Source organism: Streptomyces sp. NPDC033221 (assembly GCF_055577005.1).
The window spans coordinates 1-1,551 of the sequence record NZ_JBVIQN010000096.1; the positions used below are offsets into that span (position 1 = coordinate 1).

At 65.7% G+C, this 1,551-nt stretch carries 1 protein-coding gene and 3 pseudogenes; 2 read left to right on the top strand and 2 right to left on the bottom strand.

Going from position 1 to position 1,551, the window contains the following annotated elements:
* Positions 1-126: 126 nt before the first annotated feature.
* Positions 127-303 (top strand): annotated as a pseudogene (locus ACZ53K_RS42660) (IS110 family transposase); the annotation flags it as partial.
* Here ACZ53K_RS42660 and ACZ53K_RS42665 read toward each other — a convergent pair.
* Positions 296-559: pseudogene (locus ACZ53K_RS42665) on the bottom strand (hypothetical protein); the annotation flags it as partial. The pseudogenes ACZ53K_RS42660 and ACZ53K_RS42665 sit on opposite strands and share 8 nt — an antisense overlap.
* A 57-nt stretch (positions 560-616) precedes the next feature.
* Here ACZ53K_RS42665 and ACZ53K_RS42670 point away from each other — a divergent pair.
* Positions 617-1,315 (top strand): alpha/beta fold hydrolase, encoded by a 699-nt coding sequence (locus tag ACZ53K_RS42670; RefSeq protein WP_468848537.1) that lies wholly within the window; start codon positions 617-619, stop codon positions 1,313-1,315.
* Positions 1,316-1,366: 51 nt separating this feature from the next.
* Here ACZ53K_RS42670 and ACZ53K_RS42675 read toward each other — a convergent pair.
* A pseudogene (locus ACZ53K_RS42675) lies at positions 1,367-1,551 on the bottom strand (IS5 family transposase); the annotation flags it as partial.

Here is a 1,551-nt window from a genome sequence, read left to right on the forward strand (position 1 = left end):
ACCCGCTACGAGAAGACCACCGAGTCCTACCGAGCAGCCGTCACCCTTGCATCGCTCCTGATGTGGGCGTGACATTTGAAGACAACTCCTAGGCCGGTCTCGCCCCGGCCATCCGCAGCGAACAGAGCCTTCGCCACCCCGGGCGACCCCGCGTCCAGGGCCTACTGCGACAAGAAGATCGCCCAGGACAAACACCACACCCAGGCCCTGCTCTGCCTCGCCCGACGACGGGCCGACGTTCTCTTCGCCATGCTCGGCGATGGAACCTTCTACGAACCCCAGCCGTCGGTCGCGGTCACCTGACCTGCGGGTCTGCGAGGAGAACGACTCGATCAGTTTCGACATCGAAGCCGAGCACCGGATGGCCGTCGTCGCCCTCCGGGGCCATCAGCACCGGCTTGCCCACCCGCCGCCCGATCTCCCGGAGGAAGCCGCAGAACACATCAAGTCGCTCCTGGCCCTGCAACTCCCGCAGATCGACATCGAAGTCGACTTCATCGACGGCATGGAACCGGAAGATCGCCAACACATCCGCAGTCGGCCAGACCAGCAGGTTAGGGCGTGTATCGAAAGTTTTTCTGGAGTGGCTGTTGGGTCGCTTCGCTATGGTGCGGCCATGGCGGACTACGTGCTGGTTGCAGGTGCGCGGCTCGGATCGTCGGCGTGGGATGAGGTGGTGCCGCATCTGAAAGCGGCCGGCCACGGCGTCTACCCGCTGACGCTGTCCGGTCTCGCCGAGAAGCAGGGTGTGCCGGCCGGGCAGCAGACCCACGTTCAGGACATCGTTGACGAGGTCGAGCGTCAGGATCTGCGCGACGTCACCCTGGTAGGTCACAGTTACTCGGGCATCCCAGTCGGTCAGGCCGCCGAGCGGGTCGGCGACCGGCTGGCAGGCGTGGTCTTCGTCGACTCCAGTGTTCCGGCCGATGGCGAACCGTTCGTCTCCTCCTGGCCGGACGGCGGGGTGATGGTGAGGACATCGATCGCCGAGAACGGGGGATTTTGGCCGGTCGCGCCTGCGGCCCACTTCGAGGGTCACGGTCTCACCGATGAGCAGATCGCACGGATCGTGGGCGGTTCGACGCCGCACCCGGGCACCACGCTGACCGAACCCGCCGTGCTGGAACGGCCGCTCAGTGACCTCCCGGCGACGTACATCAAGTGCACGCTCGGTGACCCCGAGCCGAGCGACGACGTGGCAAAGCTACTGGTCAGCGAGTACTGGCGGCTGATCGAGATGGACACCGGCCACTGGCCGATGTTCTCCCAACCGCGCGAACTGGCGCAGATCCTCCTCGACACAGTCGGGGAGTGACCGCAGTTCCACGCTTGTGGACTCTTTGTCGGCGTGTATCACGAGCGCTGGTCACAGCCATTCGTTGATGGCCGCGACGAGGACGGTCGCCTCGTAGCGGACCGCCAATTTGTCGTATCGCGTGGCGACGGCTCGGTACCTCTTAGACGCCGTCTCATGTGGCGGTCTTGTCCGCTGCGCGGCCGTAGGCGCTTGGGGTGCGGACGGACGGCCTGTCAGGCTGGGCAGCTGAGGCG

Coding starts and splice junctions, on each gene's coding strand:
- ACZ53K_RS42670 (WP_468848537.1), top strand. CDS start 617: ATGGCGGACTACGTGCTGGTTGCAGGTGCGCGGCTCGGATCGTCGGCG.